Genomic DNA, 19,372 nt, shown 5'->3' with positions numbered 1-19,372 from the left:
GCGGGGCCACCGACAGCGTCGGCGCTCCTCAGGCCGCGGCGGCGTGCTCCCGCAGTGCCGGGCAGTGCTCGGGCGTCGGGTGCTCGGTGATCGCGATGACCTCGTCGAGCCGGTCGCGGGCGGCCTCGAGCTCCGCGAGCTGTGCGGTGATCCGGTCGCGCTCGGCGACCAGCAGCGCGAAGGACTCCGGCGTCGCCGCCCCCGCGTCGACGCACGGCAGCAGCTGCACGATGGTCCGGCTCGGGAGTCCGGCGGAGAAGAGCTGCTGCACGAGCTGCACCCGTTCGACGGACGCCGCCGCGTAGGACCGCTGGCCACCCGCGGTCCGCTCCGCGCTGAGCAACCCCTGCTCCTCGTAGTACCGCAGCGAGCGCACGCTCGCACCCGTCGCCGCAGCGAGGTCACCGATCCGCACGTCGTCTCCGATCCGCACTTGCACCTGACACCGATGTGAGGTCCTACCGTAGCCGAGCCGCAGCGGGAAGGACCCGCCAGGCAGGAGGACACCATGGACATCGCCGGATCCGTCGCACTCGTCACCGGGTCGAACCGGGGCATCGGCCGCCGCTTCGTCGCCCAGCTGCTCGAGCGCGGCGCGACCAAGGTCTACGCGACCGCTCGCCGCCCCGAGCTCGTCGACATCGACGGCGTCGAGGTGCTGCCGCTCGACATCACCGACGAGGCGTCGGTCGCCGCTGCGGCTGCTGCCGCGCAGGACGTCACGCTGCTCGTCAACAACGCCGGGATCGCCGGCACCGGCTCGCTCCTGCGCGACGACCTCGCCGACGGGCACCGGCTGCTCGACACCCACCTCTGGGGCACCCTGTCGATGCTGCGGGCCTTCGCACCCGTCATCGAACGCAACGGTGGTGGCGCGGTGGTCAACGTGCTCTCCGCGCTCTCCTGGTTCGCGTACCCGGGGTCGGGTGCCTACGGGGTGGCGAAGGCCGCGGAGTGGAACATGACGAACGCGGTCCGGCTCGAGCTGCGCGACGCGGGGATCACGGTCCAGGGGCTGCACCTCGGCGCGGCCGACACCGACATGATGGCCGGGTACGACGGCCACATGACCGACCCGGCCGACGTCGCACGCGCGTCGCTCGACGGGGTCGAGCAGGGGCTCGCGGAGGTCGTCGTCGACGAGTGGAGCGCGATGGTCAAGGCGTCGCTCCAGCAGACGCCGGACGTGCTCGCGGCGCAGCTGGGCTGACGGCAGGACGGACGGGAGGCGCGGTGCCAGCCGGCACCGCGCCTCCCGTCCGTCACCGGGTCGCGTCAGGAGCCGGGGCGCTCCTCCGGGCGGTCGGCGGACGTGTCCACCGGCGCCGGATCGAGGGTCGCGTCGATGCCGGGGTCCGGCGAGACGGTCTGCGTGTGCACCGGGAAGGCATCCGGCGAGGTGCTGACCTCGCCGACGGCCGACGCGGAACGCCCACGGCCGCCGCGGATCCGGCGCACCAGGTCCCAGGGGCGACCGGACTGCCGCTGCTCCGGTGCGTCGACCTCGAGACCGTAGTACGCGCCGACGTGCTCGAGCAGGACCTCGCGCTCCGCCTTGTCGTACGCCCGGCGTTCCCGGTTGAAGGCGATCACGGTGGACCAGCAGACCATGAGCAGCACGACGCTGAACGGGAGTGCCGTGGTGATCGCCGCGGTCTTCAACGCGTTCAGCCCGCCGGTCAGCAGCAGCGCGACGGCGAGCAGGGCGGCGACGACCGCGAAGAAGACGCGGAGCCAGTTCTTCGGCTCGATGTCACCGCCCGAGGCGATCATCGCCATGACGAGCGACCCCGAGTCCGAGGACGTCACGAAGAACACACCGATGAGCAGGATCGCGCCGAACGTCAGCACGACGCCCGCGGGCAGGTCGGCGAGCAGCGTGAAGAGCGACCCCTCGACATCGACGGAGCCGTCCGCGCCGACGAGGCCGCCGGCGCCGTCGGTCTCCTGGTGGATCGCGGCACCGCCGAGGACGGCGAACCAGAGGAAGGTGAGGGCGGTCGGCACGAGCAGCACGCCGAAGACGAACTCACGGACGGTGCGACCGCGCGAGATCCGGGCGATGAAGATGCCCACGAAGGGGGCCCACGACATCCACCAGCCCCAGTAGAACGTGGTCCAGGCGCCCTGCCACTCCTCGCCCGCGGCGCCCTGCTGCGCGGTGACGTTGAAGGACAGGCCCACCACGTTCTGCAGGTAGGCACCGATCGACTGGACGAAGTCGCGGAGCAGGAACTGCGTGGGGCCGACGATCAGGATGAAGAGCAGCAGTGCCGCCGCGAGGATGAGGTTGAAGTTCGAGAGGATCTTCATGCCCTTGGTCACACCGGTGACCAGGGAGACGATCGTCACGGCGGTGATGACCGCGATGATGGCGATCTGGCTGACGGTGCTGCTCTCGGCGAGGCCCGCGCTCTCGAGGCCGGCACCGATCTGGATGACACCGAGGCCGAGCGAGGTCGCGACACCGAACAGCGTGCCGATCAGGGCGATCACGTCGATGAGGTTGCCCCACCCGCCGCGCACGCGGTTGCCGAGCAGTGGTTCGAGGGCCCAGCGGATCGAGACCGGGCGGCCCCTGCGGTGGATCGCGTACGCCAGGGCGAGGCCGAGGACGACGTAGATGGCCCAGGCGTGCAGGCCCCAGTGCAGGAAGGTCTGGGTCATCGCCTGCTGGGCGAGCTGGTTCTCGGTGCCCGTGACACCGGGCCGGGGCGAGGCGAAGTGACTGAGCGGCTCGGAGACACCGTAGAAGACGAGGCCGATGCCCATGCCCGCAGCGAAGAGCAGGGCGAACCACGAGCCGGTGGAGAACTCGGGTTCGTCCTGGTCCTTGCCGAGCTTGATGTCGCCGTACCTCGAGAAGCCGACGAACAGGGAGAACCCGACGAAGAACGCCGCGATGAGCACGTAGTACCAGCTGAAGTTGCGGACGATCCCGCTCTGCAGTGCGGTGAACACGGCCTCGGCGGACGACGGCGCGATGAGGGTCCAGGCGACGAAGCCGAGCACGATCACGGCGGCCGGCCAGAAGACCCAACGAGCGAGCTGGGGGGTGGTGCGGACCGGCTCACCGGGCCGGAGTTGATCGGATGCGGTTGCGGGTGGTCTGGTGGTGGCCATCCGTCCATGGTGCCTGATGTGCTGTGGAACCGTTCAGGCGGGGCTGTCCTGGCCGGGGTCGACGGTCCGCGCACGCATCGTCGCGACGAGTCCGCGCCGCCGCTGGGACGCCTGCTGCTCGAGCCGACCGGCCAGCCGGTCGGCGGCACGCTCGACGAGCGGCTGCCCGGCGCCGTAGTGGCCGACGGTCGCGAAGAGGCCCGCCACGAGGTCCTCCGGTGCCGGCCAGTGCTGCAGGACCCGCGGCGCTCCGTCCGGTCCGAGCAGTGCCGTGACGGCCGCCCGGTCCCGCCAGAGCGGCACCAGGACGGGCGTCGCCATGTCCAGGGCGCTGACCGCGGTGTACGGGTCGTTCGATCCGGAAGCGAGCCCGCGGACGGCGATCTCGACCAGCTGCTGCAGGGCGAACTCGACGTCCTGCACGGGCGTCCTGGCGGTGCCGAGGACCACCGCGGCGCGCAGCGTCCGAGCGGTGGCGGTGTCGACCGTCGGCCTGCTGCCCCCGTCCGCGCGGACGCGGACGACGACGTCGCCCTGGATCACGTACCGGCCCGGGGTCGCGACGACGTCGACCAGACGGTCGTTGCGGCCCGCCCAGGCCGTCAGGGCCCGCCACTCCACCGACTGCACGTAGCCGTCGGCCGCAGCCCGGACCGCGGACCACCCGTCCTCGGGCACGACGACGGGGGCGATCGTCCGTCGATCGTCGTCGCCGTCCCGGTAGGCCTCGTCGACCGCTGCACGCAGGTCGGTCTGCACCTGCCGCTGCAGCGACGTGATCTGCGTGCTCGACGCGATGTGGTGGATGAAGAAGACGAGCACGCCCACGTCGAGCACGGCGAGCAGGACCGCGACGTGGATCGCGACGACGGGGACGAACGGGTCGCCGTCGTCGACGTCGGTGTGCACCGTCCGCAGCACGACCATCGCGTAGAGGAACGTCGACGTGAACGCCGCGAGCACGAGCTGGTTCGCCCGGTCGGCCGTGAAGTTCCGCACGAGCCGCGGGCCGTACGTCGAGGACGTGGTGGCGAGGACCGAGATCGTGATCGAGAACGACGTCCCGGCGACCGTGAGCATCGCCGTGCCGATCGTCGTCAGGATCGACCGACCGCCCCCGGCGCTCAGCGCGTCGAGGAACGGCACCGCGGGGACCCGCCCGTCGAGGACCTCGCGGTCGAGGGTGACGAGCAGCTGCGCGGCGACGATCGCCACCACACCGAGCACGGCCGGCAGGAACCAGAAGGACTCCCGGATGCGGACGAGGAGAGCGTGCATGGACTGGTCCGTTCGTCCCGGTGGTCAGAAGTCTCGCGACGTTTCGGTGACGGGGCCCCCGATCCGTCGGAGGTGGACGCGCCGCACGAGCCCGATGACCAGCTCGTGGTCCCCGATCTCCAGCGTGAGCGACCGGGGGGCGTCCGCCACGCGGTCAGCCCCGGAGGAAGTCGGCGATCGCCGTGTCGCCGCCGTTGAAGCGGATGGTCCGACCGGCCGTCGACGGGTCCTCGAGCACGTCCGCGACCACGTGGGCCACGTCACCGCGCGGGACCTGCGACGCCGAGCCGTCCCAGTCGACCGAGCCGGTCGGCTCGTCGTCGGTCAGGGTGCTCGGCGCGACGACCGTCCACTGCAGCCCGGAGTCCCGGAGCACGGCATCGGCGATCATCTTGGACTGCGCGTACGCGAAGAAGTCCTGGTCCTGGGGGATCCCGTGGTCGAGCTTCGACCCGGACCACGAGACCATCACGTAGCGGTCGACCCCGGCCTGCGCGGTGCCCTGCACGGACAGGACGGCGGCGTCGCGGTCGATCGCCCAGGTGCGGTCCGCCGAACCGCCGCCGGCGCCGGCCGACCAGCCGACGGCGTCGTGCCCGCGGACGAGGTCGGCGAAGTCGGTGAGCGACTGCTCCTGCACGTCGGCGACCCGGGGCTCGCCGCCGTGGGCGCGCACCTCGTCCTGCTGGTCGGGGTCGCGGATCACGGAGGTCACGCGGTGTCCGCGCTCGGTGAGGATCCGGGTGGCGAGGAGCGCGACCTTGCCGTGGCCGCCGAACAGGATGACGTTGCTCATGGCCCGGACGGTACGCGGTGCGGCTCGGAAGGGCGGGAGCGGGTCCGTCCCCCAGCGCCCGGCGAGTACCGTCCGGTGCGACACGACGGGAGAACCGATGAGCAAGCACGACGAGCAGCACACCCTGGTCCGCACCCTGGCACTCGGGTTCCTCAGCGGTGGACGGAGCAGCACCCCGCTGGCCGTCCTCGCGCTGAACCACGACAACAAGGCCGTCCGGGGCGACTGGCAGCAGTGGAAGGCCTTCAGCTCGCCGCTCGGCCGCGGCCTGCTCGTCGCGTCCGCCATCGGCGAGCTCGTCGGCGACAAGTCCCCGAAGGCCCCCGCCCGCATCTCGCCGCTCGGCCTGGTCGGCCGCATCGGTGCCGGTGCGTTCGCGGGTGCGGCCCTCGGGACGACCGGTCGGCGCGACCTCCGACTCGAGGGCGCGATCCTCGGTGGCGTCGGCGCGATCGTCGGCAGCTTCGCCGGGTGGGCCGCCCGCAAGCTCCTCAGCAGCTCCGGCCTGCCCGACCCGGTCGGCGCGCTCGCCGAGGACGCGGCGGTCATCGCCGGCTCCGTCAAGGTGGTCAGCGGGTCCTGACCGGACCGACGCCGGACGGGAGGCACGTGGCGGACCCGCCACGTGCCTCCCGTCCGTCCGGCGTCCGGTCCGTCGCCGTCCCGTCCGCCGGGGAGCACCGGCAGGGCCTGCCGCACACGGGGACGCGCGCCTAGCGTGGCCCGCATGGACATCGTCGTCATCGGAGCCACCGGCCACATCGGCACCTTCCTGGTCCCCCGCCTCGTGCGCGCCGGGCACCGCGTCAGGGTCGTGACGCGCGGCACCAGCAGCCCGTACGCGGAGGCTCCCGAGTGGGAGCAGGTCGAGCGGATCACCGCCGACCGCGAGCAGGAGGACCGGGACGGCACGTTCGGCGACCGGATCGCCGCTCTCGGCGCCGACGCCGTGGTCGACCTCGTCTGCTTCACGCTCGGGTCGGCCGAGCAGCTCGTCCGGGCGCTCCGCGGCAGCCGGACCCACCTGGTCCACTGCGGGTCGATCTGGCGCGCCGGCGTCTCGCACGTCCTGCCGATCACCGAGGAGACCGCCACGCCGCCCTTCGGCGAGTACGGCACGCAGAAGGACGCCATCGCCCGGATGCTCCTGCAGGAGACCGCCGACGGTGGTGTCGTCACGACGTCGATCCACCCCGGGCACATCAGCGGTCCGGGCTGGATGCCGATCGGTCCGCTCGGCAACCTCGACCCCACGGTGGTCGAACGGCTCGTCGCGGGCGAGGTCGTCGAGGTGCCGGGCCTCGGCGCGGAGTCGATGGCCCACGTGCACGCCGACGACGTCGCGCAGCTGTTCCAGCTCGCGGTCGAGCAGCGGGACGCCGCCGCCGGGCAGGACTTCTTCGCGACCGCCCCGACGGCGCTCACGGTGCGCGGGTACGCCCACCTGGTCGCGTCGTGGGCCGGCCGGGAGGCACGGCTCGAGTCCGTCGACTGGGACCGGTTCCGGCAGACCACGGCTCCGGAGCACGCCGACGCGAGCTGGGAGCACCTGTCCCGCAGCCAGGTGTTCAGCATCGAGAAGCCGCGGCGGGTCCTCGGGTACGCACCGGCGTACACGGCGTCGGCGACGGTGCGCGATGCGCTGCGGTGGCAGGCGGAGCACGGCGACCTCGACGTGCCGGAGTCGTTCCGCCCCTGATCCCGCGGCGCGCCGACGTCAGCCCGGGCGCTCGGTCCTCAGTCCGCCTCGGTGAGCGGCACGGACAGGATCCGGTCGTCGCCGTCGCGTGGGTCGCCGCGGCCGTCGGTGTTGTTCGTCACGAACCAGAGGGTGTCGCCGGGGCCGGGCAGCACCGTGCGGATGCGCCCGTGCTCGCCCGGGAAGTACACCGTCGAGCTCGACGGGTCGGAGACCGGGACGGCGCGGACGGACTCCCCCTTGAGGTTCGCGACGAACACGGTGTCGCCGATCACGGTCAGCCCGCTCGGCGAGGCCTCGTCCGTCGACCACTGCTGCACCGGGTCGACGAACCCGCGGTCCTCGCCGCCGGTGCCCTCGACCTCGGGCCACCCGTGGTTCGCCCCCGGCTCGATGACGTTGAGCTCGTCCCAGCGGTCCTCCCCGAACTCCGCGGCGAACATCGTGCCGTCCTCGGCCCAACCCATGCCCTGCACGTTCCGGTGCCCGAGCGACCACACGGGCGAACCGTCGAACGGGTTGTCGTCGGGTACCTGGCCGTCCGGGGTCAGCCGCAGGATCTTGCCCGCCAGGGAATCGCGGTCCTGCGCCTCGGACCGCTGCCCCGCGTCGCCGACGCTCGCGTACAGCATGTCGTCGGGGCCGAACGCGATGCGCCCGCCGTCGTGGAAGGTGTTCGCGGGCAGCCCGTCGATCACCGTCGTCGCCACACCGAGCCGGTACGAGCCGGTGTCCCCGGTCAGGTCGTACCGCTGGATCCGGTTGCCGTCGTCGGCGGTCGAGTAGACGAACAGGTCTCCGTCGTGCAGGGCGAGGCCGAGGAGTCCGCCCTCGCCGCCGTGCCGGACCCCGTCGACGGTCCCGACCTCCCGCGTCGACCCGTCCGCCCGGAGTTCGAGCACGCGCGCCGAGTCCCGCTCGCTGACGAACGCGTCGCCGTCGTCGCCGACGGGGACCACCGACCACGGCGCCTCGAGGCCCGAGACGACGTCCGTGGTCCGGCCGTCCGGCGCCAGCTGGCCGGCAGCGAGGTCGGCAGGCGGGCTGGCGGTGCTGCCCTGCCCGGCGGGGTCGCCCGGACCGGTCGTCGCGCGGTCGTCGGAACAGGCGGTCAGGCCGAGGGCTGCCACGGCGGCCAGCCCGAGGGCGGACCAGGTGCGGCGGCTGCGGCGTGTGCGGGTGGTGTCCACGGTGATCCTCCCGGGTCGTGCCCCGAGTCCACACGGCCCCGTCGGGAAACGGCTGGGGGTTCCCGGCGGAACCCCTCACCGCTGCGCGGGGCGGCCTACCGTCGGCGCCACACCCACGGAAGGACCACCGCATGACCACCATCGCCATCGTCGGCGCCGGCAAGGGCCTCGGGCTCGCCGTCGCGGACCGCTTCGGCCGCGAGGGCTTCGACGTCGCCCTGATCTCCCGCAACCAGGACCGGCTCGACGCGCTCGCCGCCGAGCTCCGGTCGTCGGGGTACCGCGCGCAGGGCTTCGCCGCGAACGTCCGCGACGGGGACTCGCTCCGCGCCGCGCTCGAGGCCGCCACCGAACAGCTCGGCCCGATCGAGGTGCTGCAGTACAGCCCGCTGCCCGCGAAGGAGTACATGCGCCCGGTGCTCGAGACCACCGCCGAGGACCTGGTCGGCCCGGTCGAGTTCTCGGTCTACGGCTCCGTGAACGCCGTGCGCCAGGTGCTCCCGGGCATGCGGGCGATCGGGACGGGCACGATCCTCTTCGTCAGCGGCGGCAGCGCGGTCCGACCCGGCGCCCGGGTGACGGGCACGTCGGTCGCGTTCGCGGGCGAGAGCGCCTACGCGCAGCTCCTCCACGACGCGGTGGCCGACGAGCACGTGCACGTCGGTCAGCTGATCATCCCGTTCGGCATCGACGACGGACAGGACGACCACTCGTCGGCCGCGGTCGCCGAGCGGCTCTGGAGCATCCACACCGAGCGCGGGGACTTCCGGACCTACGCCGAGCCGCTGCCGGAGTGAGCGACGACGGACGGGCGCGGCCCGCTGAGCGGTGACGCGCCAGCGTCACGCGGGCCGCGCCGACCGAGCCTGCGAGGGAGGCCCGTGGCGGGATCGCCACGGGCCTCCCGTCCGTCGCACGGTGCGTCGCTGCGCCCGAGCCGGCAGCGTCAGCGCGCGGTGCGCTCGATCGCGTCGGCCATCGCCGCGGCGACCGAACGGTTCGCCTCGGCCGTCGGGTGGATGCCGTCCGGCGTCGTCCCCGCCACGTAGGCTCCGTCGGCCGCCCGGAGCGAGCGGAACGGGTCGACGAACGCCCACCCGTGGACGTCGGCATCCGCGTGCAGCGCACCGGTCAGGACGATCTGACCCGAGCGACGGTCGGCACCCCACCGGCTCCACGTCCAGTCGGAGGGCGGACCGGCGACGACGAGGACCCGCGCCGCACCGACCTTGCGGACGATCGCGTCCACACCGGCGATCGTCCGGTCGAGCGGGACGGCCTGGTTGACGTCGTTCGTGCCGACCTCGACCACGAGCACGCGCGCCTGCGGGACCGGACCGATCTCCGCGAGGACCTGGTCGGCACGGTACCCGCTGTGCGCGTAGCCACCGACGGCGCGCAGCCGGTCGTCGGACTCCAGCTGGTGCAGCCACGAGTCGGGTCGGGCGGTGATCGAGTCGCCGGCGTACGCGAACGGCACGGCGTCCGGCAGCGCCGGGGTGCTGAGCGCTCCGGAGACCACCTGGTCCGGCGTGCTCGGACGAGCGAGGTCCGTGGTGCCGCGTTCGACGCGGGTGTCGGCTGCTGCGGCGACGGGGCGGTCCTCGGCGCTCGCCGTGTGGGGGGCGGCGACGACGAAGACGCCGGCCCCGACGAGGCAGGCTGCGGAGACGATGCTCGCGACGACGGCGAGACGGGTGGTGCGGGTCACGGGTACAGGTATCCTCCGGATCGCCCGCCGGGACCAGGCCCCAGACCTGGGGAACGCGCAGCGTCGCTGAGGGTCCTCGCGGCCGTTCTCAGGTTCGGGCTCACGGGGCACGGCGCACCACCGGGCGGGAGCTGCGTCCGGCGGTCGCCCAGGTGCCCGCCGTCACGACGAGCGGGAGGCCGAGGGCGAGCAGCGCCAGCACCGGCCAGTCCGCCACGAACGGCAGGTGCGTGGTCCCCGTCGGGCCGCCGTCGAACCGCAGGGTGAGCGCCCGGATCGGCAGCAACCCGAGCAGCGTGCCGACGACCGCGCCGACCGTGGTGAGGATCGCCGCCTGCCACGCCGACACGCGGCGCCGCAGGACCGGTTCCGCCCCGATCGCGTCGAGCACCTCGTCGTCCCGGCGTCCGTCGGAGCGGGCGAGCCCGACCGCGACGGCGGTGGCGCCGATCGTGACGGCGGCGGCCAGTGCGAGGACGAGGGCCTGCACGGCGGCCTGGTCGTCGACCGGACCGCGCTCGTAGGCGAAGCCCGGACCACCCCACCGTTCCCGGTCAGCGCCGCCACCGCTCTGCCACGCGGACGACAGCGCGTCGTACTGCGCCGGGGTCAGGTCCTGCGGCAGGTGCATCGCGAGCAGGCCGTCGACCAGCGGGACCCCGTGGGCCGCTGCCGTGTCCCGGGTCATGAAGACCCCGACCTTGATCCGTGGCGTCTGCACGTCGACGACGGCCGGGATCGTCGTCGAGGCATCGGGGCGGGTGTCCTCGAGCTGCGCGGTGTCGTCGATCGTGCGGTTCCGGAAGGTGTCGATGCGGACCGCTCCGTCGCGGACGTACTCGGGCCAGAGCGACACGGCCTCGCCGTCCTCGAGCGCCCGTCGGACCTCGGCGGACGGACGGTGCCCGGTGAGCAGGGCGTAGTCGTCGACCGTCCCCGCCGCGATGTGCGGCTCGCCGCTCCCGACGCTCTGCAGGAAGCCCGCGCAACCGGTCGTGTCGTACGTCTGGCAGTCCCGCTGCACGAAGTCGTGCGGCGTGGTGATCGTGGTCGGCTCCTTCCCCGGATCCTCGCGGTTCACGGCGAGCACGTGCAGCCGGACGCCGTCCAACGCTCCGGAGAGCACGTGCGCGGCCCGGTCGGTGACCGCGGCGTCGTACCCGTCGCTGTACCCGTCGCGGTCGGTCAGCGAGACGTTCGCGGTCGCGACCCCGACGGCGGTCGTGTACTCGTACCCCCGGACGAAGCGGGCGTGCTCCGAGGCGCTCCACGTGATCACGACCGAGGCGACGAACACGACGCTCATCACGCTCGCGAGCACCGGGACCGTGCGGACCGGGTTGCGTCGAGCGTCCCGCGCGGCGATCCGGGCGGACAGACCGAGGCGCGCCGAGAGCCGTGCGACGCCGGCCAGGACCCACGGCGACGCGAGGGCCACACCGAGCTGCACCAGGCACGGCCCGAGCGCGACCCCGACGCCGGCGAGCACGGCCCACCGGTCCTGCTGCACGGGTCGGTCGTTGAGCAGGAGCACGCCGACGCCGCACGCCAGTGTCATCGCCGTCCCGCTGACGACCAGCACGGGGACCCAGGTCCGCCGCCGCCGTTCCGCCCGGGGACGGGGTGCAGCGGGGCGCAGGGACCCGCGGAGGGCCGCGAGGACGTCGATCCTGGTCGCTGCACGTGCCGCGACCAGGGCCGCCACGAGCCCGGCGACGACGGCGACCGCCGCGATCGTGACGAGGGCGAGTGCCGGCACGTGCAGCCCCGGCCAGGTCCCGACGTTGCCGTCGTCGAGCAGGTGGAACGCCAGCACACCGATCCCGGTGCCCAGGGCCGTCCCGAGCACGGCGCCGACGAGACCGAGCACCAGCCCGGAGCCGGCGACGACCGCCCGCACGAAGCCGCGCTCACCGCCGAGGCTCGTGACGATCGCGTACGTGCGGGTGTCCGCCCGGGTGCCGACCAGGAACGCGGCACCGGCGAGCAGTGCGACCTCGAAGGCGGCGAACACCCCGACCAGCGCCAGGGCACCGAGGTACGCGTTCACGGTCATCTCGGTCGGGACGCCCTCGAGTCGGTCCGCCGGCGGGTCGAGCACGACCGGACGGGACTCGACGACGATCCCGTGCGCGTTGAGCGCGCGGATCTCCGACCACGTCGGGGCGACCTCGGGCAGGTACACGGTCGTGTCCGACCCACCCCGCTGCACGGAGTACGGGAGCTCGGCCGGCAGGGACCCGGGCGGCAGGAACACCCCCTGGGCACCCGGGCCTGAGGCGGCGTCTCCCATGGTGCCCGTGACGGTGAACCGCTCGCGGACCGGATCGGTCACCGTCAGGGTGTCGCCGACGGACAGGTGGAGGCGCTCGAGCGTCGCGGGGGTCAGCATCGCCTGGTCGGGGGAGGTCGGTGCACGGCCGGACAGCACGTGCCAGTGCCCGTCGAGGGCGGGCGACCACGTCGCTCCCTCGTCCGCGGCGACGGCGACGGGGACCCCCGGGCCGGCGACGACGACCTGCGTGGTCCGGACCGGGATCGCCTCGGCTCCCGCCGGCACGTGGTCGAGCAGGTCGGCCCAGGGGGAGTCCTCGTCCGCCCTCGTCACCGGGCTGTCCCGCGCCGAGTCGGTCAGCTGCCACTGCAGGGGGTCCTGCCGCATCCCGGGCAGGTCCGGGCCGGACAGGCGCATCTGGGCGGCTGCGTGGCCGAGGTCGTACCGGAGTTGCTCCTGCACGGTGGGCAGTGTGGACTGGATGACCACGGCCGCCGCCGCGAACCCCGCGGTGGGGATGCCGATGAGCGACACGATCAGCACCGCGCGGCCGATCTTCGCGAAGGCCAGGCGGCGACCGAGTCGGAGCGCCGGCCAGAGCCTCACGAGGCTGCTCGGCCGACGAGCGACTCGACGCCGGCGTAGACCGTCTCGTCGACGACCCGACCGTCGCGCAGGAAGACGACCCGGTCCGCCCAGGCGGCGTGCCGTGCGTCGTGCGTCACGAGCAGGGCACCCGCTCCGTTGTCGACGTGCCGGCGGAGCATCCGGAGCACCACCTCGCCGGTCTGCGAGTCGAGCGCACCGGTCGGCTCGTCCGCCAGCACCAGTCGCCGGTCACCGACGACGCCACGGGCGATGGCGACGCGTTGCTGCTGCCCGCCGGACAGGTCGTCGGGGAAGGCGTCGGCGCGGTCACCGAGCTCGACGTTCTCGAGCGCGAGTTCGGCCGCGCGGCGGGCCTTGCTCGCCTTCCACCCGTCGAGCTCGAGCGGGAGGGCGACGTTCTCGACCGCCGTGAGGGACGGGATGAGGTTGAAGTCCTGGAACACGAATCCCACGAGGCGTCGACGCAGCGCCGCGAGCTCCCGCGCCGGGCGGTCGGAGACCCACTCGCCGCCGATGCGCACCTCGCCGCTGGTGGGCGGCAGCAGCGTTCCGGCACAGGCGAGGAGGGTCGACTTGCCGGACCCGGAGGTCCCCATCACGGCGACCATCTCTCCTCGTCGGATCGTCAGGTCGACACCCGCCAGTGCGGTTACGGACCTTTCACCGGAGCCGTACTGGACGCTGACGGCATCCAGGGCGAGGAGCGCCTCGGTGTCGGCGGCGCTCATCGGACGCCCTCGTGTGCCGTGTCGGCGATGGACTCGACCGGTGCCTTCGGTAGATGTGCCGCCGACGGCATGTACCGCGCGACGGAACTCTCCACGTGGTCGAGCCACCGGACCTCGGCCTCGGCCTGGAAGACCATCGACTCGAGGACGAGGGACCACGCCAGGTCCTCCGCCGGGTCGGCGGAGCGCTTCAGCCGCGTCAGGTCCTGCAGTGCACGCATCGCCGAGGCGCGCTGCACCTGCACAAGTCGAGGGACGTCGATGCCGGGGACCGTGACGGCGAGCGCGAACTTGATCGCGAGCTCGTCGCGACCGCGCTTCGCGGGTACCGGCTCGCTGAACCAGCGTGCGACCTCCTCGCGGCCCGCGTCGGTCGCCGTGTAGACGACGTGTCCGTCGTCGTCGGCGTCGCCGCGGGCCACGAGTCCGTCCCGTTCGAGACGGTCGAGCGTCGTGTAGACCTGGCCGATGTTGAGCGGCCAGCTCCCCCCGGTGCGGTGCTCGAACTCCCCCCGGAGCTGGTACCCGTACCCGGGTCCTCCCACCAGCAGCGCGAGTACGCCCATCTTGACGCTCATCGTGACTCCCCCGTCTCGGTCCGTCTCGGACATACCGAGTATGCACATACCGGGTAGCCCCCGACAAGCCCGGGCGGGTCACGAAGTGGTCACGAGACGTGACGGGAGGCCCGTGGCGGTGTCGCCACGGGCCTCCCGTCCGGTGCCTGGTGGGGTCACTCCCCCAGCTTCGACAGCTCCGCGAACTCCTCGTCCGTGAGCTCGATCGTCGCGCCCTGCATGTTGTCCTCGAGGTGGTCGACGCTCGAGGTGCCCGGGATCGGCAGCATCACGGGCGAGCGCTTCAGCAGCCACGCGAGCGCGAGCTGTGCCGGCGTGGCGCCCTTGCGCTGCGCGATCTCGGTGAGCGGCGAGTCCTCGCCGGTCAGTCCACCGGTCGCGAGCGGGAACCACGGGATGAAGCCGATGCCCTGCTCCTCGGACCAGTCGAGGAGCTCCTCGGCGTCGCGCTTCTGCAGGTTGTAGAGGTTCTGGACGGTGACGATCTCGGCGTGCTCCTGCGCGGCCTTCACGTCGTCGACGGAGACCTCGGACAGGCCGATGTGGCGGATCTTGCCCTCGTCCTGCAGCTTCTTCAGCTCGCCGATCTGGTCCTCGAGCGGGACCTTCGGGTCGATGCGGTGCAGCTGGAACAGGTCGATGCGCTCGAGGCCGAGGCGGCGGAGGCTCATCTCGGCCTCCTGGCGGAGGTACTCCGGGCGGCCGACCGGCGGCCACTCGTTCGGGCCGGTGCGGGTCAGGCCGGCCTTGGTCGCGATGACGATGTCGTCGCCGTAGGGGTGCAGGGCTTCACGGAGCAGCTCCTCGGCGACGTACGGGCCGTAGGAGTCGGCCGTGTCGAAGAAGTCGACGCCGAGGTCGACCGCGCGCTTGAGGACACGGACGGCCTCGTCGTGGTCCTTCGGCGGCCCCCAGACGCCCGGGCCGGTGAGCTGCATGGTGCCGTAGCCCAGGCGGTGGACCTCGAGGTCACCGCCGATGCGGAACGTGCCCGAGGCGGCGGCAGGACGGTTCGTGGTGTCGGTACCAGTGGTCATGATCCCGGTCTACGCCCGTGGAGTGACCCGTTGCTGGATCGGTGTCCGCCTGGCGCGTGCGACGGGCAGCGCGGGCGCCCTGGTCAGCGACCCGGGCGTGGGTACGGCGTCTCGCCGGTCGCGAGCCCGGCGACGAGCTTCGCGATCCGGTTCGCTCGTGCGGAGACGCTCGGTGCCGTGACGACCCGGTGCAGCACGGCGTACCGGTTCGTCGCGTCGAGCTCGGCGAACAGCGCGGCCGCAGCGGGTGCGGCGTCGAGCGCGGCCCGCAGGTCGTCGGGCACGGTGGCGGTCGCCGCTCCGGCGTAGGCGCGGTCCCACCGTCCGTCGCCCTTCGCGCGGTCGACCTCGGCGCGACCGCGTGGGCGCATGCGGCCGGCCTCCTCGAGTGCCGCGACGAGCCCGATGTTGCGCTGGGACCAGAGCGACGCCCGGCGGCGCGGGGTGAAGCGCTGCCGGAAGGTCGCCGTGTCCCGGCCGCGCTTCTGCCCGTCGATCCACCCCGAGCACAGGGCCTCGTCGAGCGCCTGGTCGTACGTCAGCGACGTCGGCTCCGTCGTGCCCTTCTTGGCGAGCACCAGCCAGACGCCGTCGGGATCGTCCTCGTGCTCGTCGAGCCAGGCACGCCAGGCGGCTGCGTCGGGGAGCACCAGGTCGTCGTCGTCCACGCCGTCATCGTAGGACGGGCACCGCGGCCGCGGGCGGACCGGTCAGCGAACGCCGCCGCCGCTGCTGATCCGCACGGCGTCGGCCCACTCGTGCACCCAGCCGGGCAGCGTGAGGTCCCGCGCCGCGCCGCCCGCCGCGGCCACCACGTCCTCGGGCGTCACCTGGCCGCCCTCGCGCCGCAGGAACCGTGCCTGGACGACCGCCCGAGCGACGACCGCGCCCTGCCGGACGAAGGTCTGCTCCATGTACACGGCGCGCTCGTCGACGCCGAGCACCCGGGTGTGCAGGGTGAACCGTTCCCCGAGCGTCAGGGAGCGCTTGTACGTGATCGTCTGCGCAGCGACGACGGCGTACCAGCCGCGGCGGGCGGACTCCTGCCAGAAGCCGGACCCGTACAGCAGGTCGTAGCGGCCGAGGTCCATCAGCGTCAGGTACCGGCCGTTGTTCACGTGCCGCAGCGTGTCCAGGTCCGTCGGCAGCACGCGGAAGGGCGTGCGGGCCTCGTCCCACAGCGAGGGGCGCCGCCCCGGTCGCAGGGCGGCCAGCCGGAGGCGCAGGCCGAGGAGGAAGAGCCGGAGGTACAGGTTCACGGGTCGATCACACCAGTGCCGGGCTGTGCGTCCGATCCCGTTGGAGGAACCGCACGAGCGCGTCCGGTGTCGAGTGCAACACCGTGCAGCGGAACCTGCAACCGCCTGGTCGGGGCGGTTCAGCCGAGCGGGCCGCCCCCGGCGCCGCTGATCCCCGGGTGCGCCGACTTCGCCACGCCTTCGATGATCGCGTGCTCCCCCGATGCCTCGGACATCGCGCGCTCCCCGACGCGCGGGTCGACGGGCTCCAGGTGCGCCAGGGCCTTCCGACGCCGGGCGTTCTGCACCTCGAGCACGACGAGCAGGGCGGCGACGACCACCACGAGGCCGATGACGATCCAGACCACGGTCATGACGTTCCCCTTCCGTCGCGGACACTGTCCGTGCCCTCAGCGTAGCCGTGCCGGTACCTCCCTGACGAGGTGCCGGCAGGAGTAGACCTGCACCCATGCAGACACGCAAGCTCGCAGACCTCGAGGTCGGCTCCGTCGGCCTCGGCACCATGGGCATGAGCGCCTTCTACACGGGCGCCGGCACCGACGACGACGAGTCGATCCGCACGATCCACCGCGCGATCGACCTCGGCGTCACGCTCTTCGACACCGCCGAGGCCTACGGCCCGTACACGAACGAGGAGCTCCTCCGTCGTGCCCTCGGCGACCGCCGCGACCAGGTCGTGATCGCCACCAAGTTCGGCCTCTACCGGCACGAGGCCGGCGAGCAGACCCCCACGCAGCAGCGCGGCATCTCCAGCGCACCCGAGTCCGTCCGCGAGGCGCTCGAGGGCTCGCTCCGCCGCCTCGGCACCGACCACATCGACCTCTACTACCAGCACCGCGTCGACCCGGCCGTCCCGATCGAGGACGTGGTCGGACAGCTCGCCGGCTTCGTGCAGGAGGGCAAGATCCGCCACATCGGGCTCTCCGAGGCGAGCGCCGCCACGATCCGCAGGGCGCACGCCGTGCACCCGATCACCGCGCTCCAGAGCGAGTACTCGCTGTGGACGCGCGACCCGGAGGGCGACGTGCTCGACACCCTCCGCGAGCTCGGCATCGGCCTGGTGCCGTACTCGCCCCTCGGCCGCGGCTTCCTGACCGGCGCGATCACGAAGCCGTCCGACCTGGACGAGGACGACTTCCGCCGCCAGAACCCCCGCTTCGCAGAGCAGGCGTTCGCCGAGAACATGCGGATCGTCGACGCCGTCACGGCGATCGCCGACGAGGTCGGCGCGAAGCCCGGTCAGGTGGCGCTCGCCTGGCTGCTCGCGCAGGGCGACGACGTCGTGCCGATCCCCGGCACCAAGCGGGTCTCACGGCTCGAGGAGAACGTGGGCGCCGCCGACGTGACGCTCTCCGCCGACCAGCTCGCGCGCCTGTCGGCGCTGCCCGTACCGACCGGGGACCGGTACCCCGACATGTCGTCCATCGGTCGCTGACGCGACCAGGAGACGGACGGGAGGCGCGGTGTCGGCCGACACCGCGCCTCCCGTCCGTCACGGTGTCGGCGGTCACTCCGGAACGCGCGTTCCGGGGCCGCGGTGCGTGACGCGCGCGACCCGAGCTCGTCACGGGGCGGAAACAGGGGCTCCCTAGCGTCGAGGTGACACGTGACCGGCACCGCGACGGGGGCACCATGACCAGCACGACACCACCACGCACGACCACCGGACCGGACGGGGTGGACACGGTCCCGCCGCTCGGTCGGCTCCTGCCGCTGGGCCTGCAGCACGTCCTGGCGATGTACGCCGGGGCGGTCGCCGTCCCGCTCATCGTCGGTGGGGCGCTCGGGTTCGACCGGGCCGACCTGGCCTTCCTGATCAGCGCCGACCTGTTCGTCGCCGGGCTGGCGACGATCGTGCAGTCCGTCGGCTTCTGGCGCTTCGGGGTCCGCCTGCCGCTCGTGCAGGGCGTGACCTTCGCCGCCGTCGGTCCGATGATCGCGATCGGCAGTGCGCACGGCATCACCGCGGTCTACGGGGCGACGATCGCCTGCGGGGTGTTCATGGTGCTCGTGGCGCCGTGGTTCTCGCAGCTCGTGCGGCTGTTCCCGCCGATCGTCACCGGCACCGTGATCCTGATCATCGGCGTCTCGCTCACGAGCGTCGCCGCCGGGTGGATCACCGACGGTGGGGAGGACGGCGCTGCCGATCCGCTCGACGTGGCCTTCGCGGCCGGCGTGCTGCTGGCCGTCGTGCTCGTCGAGCGCTTCGCGCCGCGCGGGCTGGCTCGGGTCTCGGTGCTGTTCGGGCTCGTCCTCGGCACCGTCGCGGCGCTGTTCGTCCCCGGCATGGTCGACGGGTCGGGGATCGGCGACGCCGCCTGGTTCGCCGTCGTCACGCCGTTCCACTTCGGGCTGCCGGCGTTCGACCTCGCGTCGATCGTGTCGATGCTCGTCGTCGGGCTCGTCATCATGACCGAGACCACGGGCGACATGGTGGCCGTCGGCGAGGTCGTCGACCGTCCGGTGTCGCGCCGCACGCTGGCCGACGGACTGCGGGCCGACGGCCTCGGTACCGTGCTCGGCGGCGTCTTCAACACGTTCCCGTACACGGCGTTCGCGCAGAACGTCGGGCTGGTGGCCCTGACCGGGGTGCGCTCGCGGTACGTGGCGACGGCCGCCGGCGGCATGCTCGTCGTGCTCGGGCTCGTGCCGAAGGTCGCAGCGGTCGTCGAGGCGGTGCCGCACGCGGTGCTCGGCGGTGCCGGGGTCGCCCTGTTCGGCATGGTCGCGGCGAGCGGCATCCGGACGCTCTCCAAGGTGCGGTTCGACAACCGGAACGTGCTCGTCGTGGCGCTGCCGCTCGCGATCGCGCTGCTGCCGACCGTCGCGCCGGAGATCTACGGGGCGTTCCCGACGTGGTTCACGCTCGTGTTCGACTCGGGCATCTCGGCCGGAGCGATCGCCGCGATCCTGCTCAACCTGCTGCTCGGGTCGCGCGGGCTGCGGGAGCGCTACGGCGCCGACCCCGCCGTGGGGTCGTACGACGCGGTGCGCTCGACGGCGCCGGTCGCGACGGTCGGCGACGGCCGGTCCAGAACCGCCCCCCGCCCATCGCCGGCGGAAACTTAATCACATCACCGAGACCCACA

The 19,372-nt window shown here is 73.0% G+C and carries 19 protein-coding genes; 6 read left to right on the top strand and 13 right to left on the bottom strand.

Annotated elements, in window-relative coordinates:
* Positions 1 to 28: 28 nt before the first annotated feature.
* Positions 29 to 415 carry a MerR family transcriptional regulator gene (locus PIJ49_RS03550; protein WP_271825846.1) on the bottom strand — a complete coding sequence of 129 codons (387 nt, stop codon included), beginning with the start codon at positions 413 to 415 and terminating at the stop codon, positions 29 to 31.
* A gap of 93 nt (positions 416 to 508) precedes the next feature.
* Between PIJ49_RS03550 and PIJ49_RS03545 the strand changes: the two genes are divergently transcribed.
* Positions 509 to 1,210 carry an SDR family oxidoreductase gene (locus tag PIJ49_RS03545; RefSeq protein WP_271825844.1) on the top strand — a complete coding sequence of 234 codons (702 nt, stop codon included), beginning with the start codon at positions 509 to 511 and terminating at the stop codon, positions 1,208 to 1,210.
* Between the two features lie 65 nt (positions 1,211 to 1,275).
* Here PIJ49_RS03545 and PIJ49_RS03540 read toward each other — a convergent pair whose 3' ends face one another.
* The 3 genes from PIJ49_RS03540 to PIJ49_RS03530 all read right to left on the bottom strand — a co-directional run bounded on the left by PIJ49_RS03540 (position 1,276) and on the right by PIJ49_RS03530 (position 5,197).
* The gene (locus tag PIJ49_RS03540; RefSeq protein ID WP_271825843.1) at positions 1,276 to 3,123 is read right to left on the bottom strand and encodes a BCCT family transporter; all 1,848 of its coding nucleotides are present in this window, start codon (positions 3,121 to 3,123) and stop codon (positions 1,276 to 1,278) included.
* 33 nt (positions 3,124 to 3,156) lie between these two features.
* Entirely contained in the window at positions 3,157 to 4,401 is a 1,245-nt protein-coding gene (locus PIJ49_RS03535; RefSeq protein ID WP_066657415.1) for a DUF2254 domain-containing protein, read from the bottom strand.
* Positions 4,402 to 4,555: 154 nt separating this feature from the next.
* Positions 4,556 to 5,197 (bottom strand): NAD(P)H-binding protein, encoded by a 642-nt coding sequence (locus PIJ49_RS03530; RefSeq protein WP_271825841.1) that lies wholly within the window; start codon positions 5,195 to 5,197, stop codon positions 4,556 to 4,558.
* 97 nt (positions 5,198 to 5,294) lie between these two features.
* On the opposite strand from PIJ49_RS03530, the gene PIJ49_RS03525 reads away from it, so the two are divergent.
* A complete protein-coding gene (locus PIJ49_RS03525; RefSeq protein ID WP_251161075.1) occupies positions 5,295 to 5,780 on the top strand; it encodes a DUF4126 family protein in 486 nt (161 codons plus the stop codon).
* Between the two features lie 144 nt (positions 5,781 to 5,924).
* Positions 5,925 to 6,896 carry an NAD-dependent epimerase/dehydratase family protein gene (locus tag PIJ49_RS03520; protein WP_271825840.1) on the top strand — a complete coding sequence of 324 codons (972 nt, stop codon included), beginning with the start codon at positions 5,925 to 5,927 and terminating at the stop codon, positions 6,894 to 6,896.
* Positions 6,897 to 6,934: 38 nt separating this feature from the next.
* Here PIJ49_RS03520 and PIJ49_RS03515 read toward each other — a convergent pair whose 3' ends face one another.
* Entirely contained in the window at positions 6,935 to 8,086 is a 1,152-nt protein-coding gene (locus PIJ49_RS03515; protein ID WP_271825839.1) for a PQQ-dependent sugar dehydrogenase, read from the bottom strand.
* Positions 8,087 to 8,217: 131 nt separating this feature from the next.
* Between PIJ49_RS03515 and PIJ49_RS03510 the strand changes: the two genes are divergently transcribed.
* On the top strand, positions 8,218 to 8,883 hold the full coding sequence (locus PIJ49_RS03510; protein ID WP_271825838.1) for an SDR family NAD(P)-dependent oxidoreductase: 666 nt from the start codon (positions 8,218 to 8,220) through the stop codon (positions 8,881 to 8,883).
* Positions 8,884 to 9,032: 149 nt separating this feature from the next.
* Here the strand turns inward: PIJ49_RS03510 and PIJ49_RS03505 are convergent, their stop codons facing one another.
* From PIJ49_RS03505 to PIJ49_RS03470, 8 genes are all read right to left on the bottom strand, one after another.
* The gene (locus PIJ49_RS03505) at positions 9,033 to 9,797 is read right to left on the bottom strand and encodes an SGNH/GDSL hydrolase family protein (RefSeq protein ID WP_271825835.1); all 765 of its coding nucleotides are present in this window, start codon (positions 9,795 to 9,797) and stop codon (positions 9,033 to 9,035) included.
* 100 nt (positions 9,798 to 9,897) lie between these two features.
* Positions 9,898 to 12,678 carry an FtsX-like permease family protein gene (locus PIJ49_RS03500; RefSeq protein ID WP_271825833.1) on the bottom strand — a complete coding sequence of 927 codons (2,781 nt, stop codon included), beginning with the start codon at positions 12,676 to 12,678 and terminating at the stop codon, positions 9,898 to 9,900.
* Entirely contained in the window at positions 12,675 to 13,409 is a 735-nt protein-coding gene (locus PIJ49_RS03495; RefSeq protein WP_251155608.1) for an ABC transporter ATP-binding protein, read from the bottom strand. The genes PIJ49_RS03500 and PIJ49_RS03495 overlap by 4 nt, the downstream gene beginning before the upstream one ends.
* Positions 13,406 to 13,987: a PadR family transcriptional regulator gene (locus PIJ49_RS03490; RefSeq protein ID WP_271825831.1), complete on the bottom strand. Its 582-nt coding sequence runs from the start codon at positions 13,985 to 13,987 to the stop codon at positions 13,406 to 13,408. Before PIJ49_RS03490 ends, PIJ49_RS03495 begins: the two co-directional genes overlap by 4 nt.
* A gap of 155 nt (positions 13,988 to 14,142) precedes the next feature.
* The gene (locus tag PIJ49_RS03485; RefSeq protein WP_251155606.1) at positions 14,143 to 15,024 is read right to left on the bottom strand and encodes an aldo/keto reductase; all 882 of its coding nucleotides are present in this window, start codon (positions 15,022 to 15,024) and stop codon (positions 14,143 to 14,145) included.
* A gap of 83 nt (positions 15,025 to 15,107) precedes the next feature.
* Positions 15,108 to 15,692 carry a YdeI/OmpD-associated family protein gene (locus tag PIJ49_RS03480; protein WP_271825829.1) on the bottom strand — a complete coding sequence of 195 codons (585 nt, stop codon included), beginning with the start codon at positions 15,690 to 15,692 and terminating at the stop codon, positions 15,108 to 15,110.
* Between the two features lie 42 nt (positions 15,693 to 15,734).
* Entirely contained in the window at positions 15,735 to 16,283 is a 549-nt protein-coding gene (locus PIJ49_RS03475) for an acyl-CoA thioesterase (RefSeq protein WP_271825827.1), read from the bottom strand.
* A 119-nt stretch (positions 16,284 to 16,402) separates the two neighbouring features.
* Positions 16,403 to 16,636 carry a hypothetical protein gene (locus PIJ49_RS03470; RefSeq protein WP_066657355.1) on the bottom strand — a complete coding sequence of 78 codons (234 nt, stop codon included), beginning with the start codon at positions 16,634 to 16,636 and terminating at the stop codon, positions 16,403 to 16,405.
* 95 nt (positions 16,637 to 16,731) lie between these two features.
* On the opposite strand from PIJ49_RS03470, the gene PIJ49_RS03465 reads away from it, so the two are divergent.
* Both PIJ49_RS03465 and PIJ49_RS03460 read left to right on the top strand, forming a co-directional pair.
* A complete protein-coding gene (locus tag PIJ49_RS03465; protein WP_209684829.1) occupies positions 16,732 to 17,718 on the top strand; it encodes an aldo/keto reductase in 987 nt (328 codons plus the stop codon).
* Between the two features lie 197 nt (positions 17,719 to 17,915).
* Complete coding sequence (locus PIJ49_RS03460; protein WP_271825823.1) at positions 17,916 to 19,352, top strand: nucleobase:cation symporter-2 family protein; 1,437 nt, start codon at positions 17,916 to 17,918, stop codon at positions 19,350 to 19,352.
* Positions 19,353 to 19,372 lie beyond the last annotated feature (20 nt).

It is taken from the genome of Curtobacterium uvaldense (assembly GCF_028307415.1).
Lineage (GTDB): Bacteria > Actinomycetota > Actinomycetes > Actinomycetales > Microbacteriaceae > Curtobacterium.
This window is presented reverse-complemented; position numbering and strand designations above follow the sequence as displayed.